Genomic DNA, 5,103 nt, shown 5'->3' with positions numbered 1-5,103 from the left:
GGGTGTAGACCGCCACGATCTGATGCCCCGCCGCGTGGAGCGCGGCGAGCGTCGGTACCGCAAAGGGCGGCGTTCCCATGAAGGCGATGCGCATGGTGGGGGGCTTTGGCGGAGGGATGCGCAGCGCGCAAGTCCCTCTCCCGTCGGGAGAGGGTTGCGAAGCCTTGCGAACTTGTTCGCTAGGCGAAGCTGGGTGAGGGGATGTGTGCTATCGAGAGGGCGCAACCCCTCACCCAGCTCCAGCTAGGCAGCAAGCTGCCAAGCTTGCGCAACCCTCTCCCGACGGGAGAGGGGATATTGTGCATGTTATGCACACTGACTACCACCACCGCATGGCCTCCACCGAAATCGAAGCCCTCGTCCAGCAACTCGCCCGCCTGCCGGGGCTCGGCCCGCGGTCGGCGCGGCGCGCGGTGCTGCACCTGATGAAGAAGCGCGAGAGCAGCTTCGCGCCTTTGCTCGCGGCATTGCAGACGGTGTCCGAGCGGCTGGTGACGTGCGGCATTTGCGGCAATGTCGACACGCAGGACCCGTGCGCGATCTGCGCCGACCCGCGCCGCGATGCGCGCAGCCTGTGCGTCGTCGAGGAGGTGTCGGACCTGTGGGCACTCGACAAGTCGCGGCTGTTCCCGGGCAAATATCATGTGCTCGGTGGGCGATTGTCGGCGCTCGAAGGCGTGCGGCCGCAGGATTTGAGCATCGATGCGTTGGTCGCGCGCGTCGCGGCGGGCGGGATCGACGAGGTGGTGCTCGCGATGAACGCGACGCTCGAGGGGCAGACGACGGCGCATTATCTGGCCGAGCGGCTGGAGGGTTATCCGGTGCGGCTGACGCAGCTCGCGCATGGCCTGCCGGTCGGGGGAGAGCTCGATTATCTCGATGAGGGGACGCTGGCGCAGGCGCTGCGGGCAAGGCGGCCGGTGAGTTAGATGAATATGGGACGAAAAATCTGGTTGGCTGTCCGTAACTGGACGGACCAGAAGGTAAGACAGTCGGGAACGGCTGCGGAAGCAGCCCTCTTGCCCGCGTTTCTACCCGCAGTTCTCGTCATTCTTTGGGGCCAGTTTCTGAAAATTGAGCATGCGTTCTGGATATGGTCGATTTGCGTCTGCTGGTTCGTCTGCTGGAACATTTTCGCGGGCTGGCGCCTTGTGCGCCATTTGAAGGAGGTGTCTCTGAGGAGCGACCGCCATTATGATCGTGTTGGCAAATATGATCTCCCGCCCGAATATGCCGACAGCGAAAGCGCGACCAAGGCGAAGCGGCGACGGAAATGACGCTGCGTCTTGCCCTGTCGCTTTGTCTCGTCCTGTCCGCCTGTGCCGCGCGCGAGGTCAAGCCGACCGAGACTGAAATGGACCGCGTCGAGGCGGCGTTGCAGGCGACGCCCTGTGCCGCGCGGATCGCCAGTCTGGATCGTCATTTTTATTACCGCCCGCGCTATTATGCCGAAGAGATCGCGGCGGCGAAAAAGGAAGGTCGGCCACCGCGTTCGAGCAACCGGGTGACGTCGGTGATCCAGTTCGACCTTGTGCCTGCTCCCGCAGGACGGGCTGGCGAGCGGAAAGCTCATGCCGTGCCGCCGCATGCGCTGGCCGACGCCGATGGCGGATTGCATGGCGCCTATCATCTGGAAGAGCGCGAGCTTGATCTGGCCGGTTGCGTAGCCGCGGTGCCATTGCCGTGATCAATATCGACTCTCGGGGGCTTCCGGTGCGCCTTTCGCAGCGCGCATGGTTTGCCGGTGGGAGGAGAGCTCGATTATCTCGACGAGGGGACGCTGGCACAGGCGCTGCGGCCAAGGCGGCCGGTCGGCTAATTGAGTTCGGTTGGTTCGCCGAGTTGCCGCCATTCCATCATTGCATTGACAAGAGTGATTGTCGGATAGCGCGTAATATCTTCCTCCGTCGCGCCATTCGCCAATTCCCGTTCGAAGTACCATTCCTGAAACGCGACATATTTGCCGACGATCGCCGATAGCCCGATGTTGGGTGAGCCGGCGTGAGTGATCAGCCAGCCACGAACGGCCCGCATGGCTTCCCTGAAATCGCCACGATGCGCCTCGATATCCCAGCCCGCGATGTCGGATAGGGCCCTCTGGTAGTCGTATCGATCTTGTTCCAGAATCAGGATCGATTTGCTGGCCAACGGGCCGACGCCGAAGCGCTGCGCGCCATGATCCATGCCAAGTTCGAATGGCATATTCATGCGTGCAAATTCGTTGGCGGCGAGCGATCGACACCGGCTAAGGTCGTGAATTCCGTATTTCGACGAGGTAATGATATCGCGGATTCGATCTATGCGGGTTGCTGCCCCGTCGGCATTTTCGGGCGCGATCCGGGGATGACGATCCAGATAGATGACACAGAAACTGATGGCTTGCAGCAAGGGCGCATACTCTTCATCAAACGGACAGTTGATGAAGACTGACGTTTCAAAGCTGGCGGGCAAGCTCAACCTTTAGGCGGATGTGGGTCATTGCCATAGGAATTGCGTTCGCGAATTCGACCATCCTGCCCATGGATATAGAGTTCGGTACGCTGGTTGATCGCGATGCGTCGCGCCTCGTCGACGGCGGCCGACTGAGTTGAATGAGTGCTCGTCACTCTGGATGAACCGGCTTTTCTTACGGCCCATCCATTTCCGTTTGGCACCACATGCTGGCCTTGTTTGGACACGTTGCAACTCCTTGACGATAAGATAAGGCAGGAGGCGCTGTTACGCCAGATTAAATCTGTCCAAATTGGCGAAGCGTTCTCACCCCTTGACCCCGCGCCTGCGCGACCATACCTGCACGCCATGGCCCTTTTACCCATCATAGAGACCCCCGATCCGCGGCTGCGCGTCATTTCGAAGCCCGTCGAGACGTTCGACGCCGAGCTGAAGACGCTGATCGCCGACATGTTCGAGACGATGTACGACGCCCCCGGTATCGGGCTCGCCGCGATCCAGGTCGGGGTGCCGAAACGCATCCTGGTGATCGATCTGCAGGAACCCGATCCCGAGGATGAAGAAGGCAAGCGCCTGATCCGTACCCCGCGCGTCTTCATCAACCCCGTCTTCTCCGAAGAGAGCGAGGAGCATAGCATCTATCAGGAGGGCTGCCTGTCGGTCCCCGAGCAATATGCCGATGTGACGCGCCCCGCCGAGGTCACCGTCGACTGGCAGGACGAGGATGGCAAGCACCACAGCGAACGCATGACCGGGTTGATGGCGACGTGCATCCAGCACGAGCACGACCATCTGGAAGGCATTCTCTTCATCGACCATCTGTCGCGGCTGAAGCGCGAGATGGTGCTGAAGAAGCTCGCGAAGATGCGCAAGGCGGCTTGAGATTGTAGCCCCTCTCCCATTTAGGGAGAGGGCAGCGAGACTTGCGAATTTATTCGCTAGTCGCAGCGGGTGAGGGGCTGTGGGCGCGAGGTTCGACCCCTCACCCAGCTTCGCCTAGGCAACAAGTTGCCAAGTCTTCGCAACCCTCTCCCTAGATGGGAGAGGGGAAGAGGGTCAGCCCGCCGCCTTCGCCACCCCGACCATCGCGGGGCGCAGCAGGCGGTCCTTCATCATATAGCCTGCCTGCATTTCCTGCACGATCGTGCCGGGTTCCTTGTCGCTCGGGATTTCGAGCATCGCCTGGTGCTGGTTCGGGTCGAGCGGCAGGCCGATCGCGGCGATGCGCGTGATGCCGTTGCGTTCGAAGACGCCGAGCAATTCGCGCTCGGTCGCCTCGAGGCCGGTAATCAGCGGCTTGATGCCTTCGTCGGCGCGCTGTTCGTCGCTGAGCGCGGCGAGCGCGCGGCCGAGATTGTCGGCGACCGAGAGGATGTCGCGCGCGAATTTGGTTGCGGCATAGGCGTGCGCGTCGGCGACCTCCTTTTCGGCGCGGCGGCGAACGTTCTGCGTCTCGGCGCGGGCGTAGAGCAGATCCTGCTGCACCGCGGCGACCTGTTCGGCGAGCTTTGCGATCTCGTCATTCTCGCCGGCGGTGGGCGCGGTCGCATCGGCCTCGGCCGCGACATTTTCGGGGGTCAGCGCGTCGTCGACGGGCGTGTCATTGTCAGTATTTGTCATAAACCTATCGTATCAGTCTGGAGAGCGATTGTGCGGTGAAATCCACCATGGGTACGATCCGGGCATAGTTCAAGCGCGTGGGGCCGATCACGCCCACGACACCCACTACGCGCCCGTCCGCGCCGCGATAGGGCGCCGCTATCACGGACGAGCCCGAAAGCGAGAATAATTTATTCTCCGACCCGATGAAAATCCGGGTCGCGCTGCCCTCGCGCGCGCTGTCGAGCAGCTGCGCGATGTCCTGTTTCGTTTCGAGTTCGTCGAGCAACTGGCGGACGCGGTCGAGGTCGCCGACCGCGCTGTCGTCGAGCAGATTGGCCTGCCCTCGCACGATCAGCACCGGGCGGTCGGCGCCGTCCGACGACCAGATGGCGAGGCCGCGGCTGACGAGATCCTGTGCGGCGCGGTCGATCGCGATGCGCTCGGCCTCGATCTCGTGGCACACGCGCGCCATCGCTTCGGTGAGCGTCAGGCCGCTGAGTGTTGCACTGATATAATTGCCTGCCTCGACCAGCGCCGACTGGCTGAGCCCCGGCGGCAGGTCGATGACGCGGTTCTCGACCGACCCGTCGCCCGCGACGAGTATGACGAGCGACTGGCTGGCCGACAGCGGCACGAAGGCGAGCTGCTTGAGCACGCGCTCGTGCTTGGGGACGAGGACGAGCCCGGCGCAGGCCGAGAGGCCCGAGAGCGCCGAGGTCGCCTGCGCGAGCGCGCTTTCGATCGGACCGGCGTCGGACAGGCTGGCCTCTATCTGCGCGCGGTCCTCGGCGCTGGGTTCGGCGACCTGCATCATGCCGTCGACGAAGAGGCGGAGGCCCTGTTCGGTCGGCAGGCGGCCGGCGCTGGTGTGCGGACTGGCGAGCAGGCCGAATTCCTCGAGGTCCTGCATGACGTTGCGGATCGAGGCGGGCGAGAGGTTGAGGCTGGCGAGCTTCGACAGCGTGCGCGAGCCGACGGGCTGGCCGGTTTCGAGATAGGCGTCGACGACGAGCCGGAACACGTCGCGCGCGCGCGTGGTGAGTTCGGTGA

Annotated in this window: 7 protein-coding genes and 2 pseudogenes; 4 read left to right on the top strand and 5 right to left on the bottom strand. The window is 63.2% G+C overall.

The window, feature by feature from the left end; translation table 11 throughout:
* A pseudogene (locus B1A78_RS23235) lies at positions 1-94 on the bottom strand (methionyl-tRNA formyltransferase); the annotation flags it as partial.
* A gap of 238 nt (positions 95-332) precedes the next feature.
* Between B1A78_RS23235 and recR the strand changes: the two are divergent.
* From recR to B1A78_RS23230, 3 genes and pseudogenes are all read left to right on the top strand, one after another.
* The gene (gene recR / locus B1A78_RS20350; RefSeq protein ID WP_077148697.1) at positions 333-929 is read left to right on the top strand and encodes a recombination mediator RecR; all 597 of its coding nucleotides are present in this window, start codon (positions 333-335) and stop codon (positions 927-929) included.
* 344 nt (positions 930-1,273) lie between these two features.
* Entirely contained in the window at positions 1,274-1,687 is a 414-nt protein-coding gene (locus B1A78_RS20345) for a hypothetical protein (protein ID WP_077148696.1), read from the top strand.
* A 23-nt stretch (positions 1,688-1,710) separates the two neighbouring features.
* Positions 1,711-1,819, top strand: a pseudogene (locus B1A78_RS23230) (recombination protein RecR); the annotation flags it as partial.
* Here B1A78_RS23230 and B1A78_RS23005 read toward each other — a convergent pair.
* Together B1A78_RS23005 and B1A78_RS20335 are read right to left on the bottom strand one after the other, a co-directional pair.
* Positions 1,816-2,457: a hypothetical protein gene (locus B1A78_RS23005; RefSeq protein WP_218668011.1), complete on the bottom strand. Its 642-nt coding sequence runs from the start codon at positions 2,455-2,457 to the stop codon at positions 1,816-1,818. The pseudogene B1A78_RS23230 and the gene B1A78_RS23005 sit on opposite strands and share 4 nt — an antisense overlap.
* Positions 2,454-2,678 (bottom strand): DUF2188 domain-containing protein, encoded by a 225-nt coding sequence (locus B1A78_RS20335; protein ID WP_077148695.1) that lies wholly within the window; start codon positions 2,676-2,678, stop codon positions 2,454-2,456. The genes B1A78_RS23005 and B1A78_RS20335 overlap by 4 nt, the downstream gene beginning before the upstream one ends.
* 121 nt (positions 2,679-2,799) lie before the next feature.
* Between B1A78_RS20335 and def the strand changes: the two genes are divergently transcribed.
* Positions 2,800-3,333 (top strand): peptide deformylase, encoded by a 534-nt coding sequence (gene def / locus B1A78_RS20330; protein ID WP_077148694.1) that lies wholly within the window; start codon positions 2,800-2,802, stop codon positions 3,331-3,333.
* A 174-nt stretch (positions 3,334-3,507) separates the two neighbouring features.
* Here def and grpE read toward each other — a convergent pair whose 3' ends face one another.
* Both grpE and hrcA read right to left on the bottom strand, forming a co-directional pair.
* The gene (grpE, locus tag B1A78_RS20325) at positions 3,508-4,071 is read right to left on the bottom strand and encodes a nucleotide exchange factor GrpE (protein ID WP_077148693.1); all 564 of its coding nucleotides are present in this window, start codon (positions 4,069-4,071) and stop codon (positions 3,508-3,510) included.
* Between the two features lie 4 nt (positions 4,072-4,075).
* Positions 4,076-5,103 (bottom strand): heat-inducible transcriptional repressor HrcA (gene hrcA, locus B1A78_RS20320; protein ID WP_256839601.1); only part of this gene is annotated, 1,028 nt, incomplete at its 5' end.

This window comes from Sphingopyxis sp. KK2 (genome assembly GCF_001990265.1).
GTDB lineage: Bacteria > Pseudomonadota > Alphaproteobacteria > Sphingomonadales > Sphingomonadaceae > Sphingopyxis.
The sequence above is the reverse complement of the archived record's forward strand: the minus strand, read 5'-3'. Positions and strand labels throughout refer to the sequence as shown.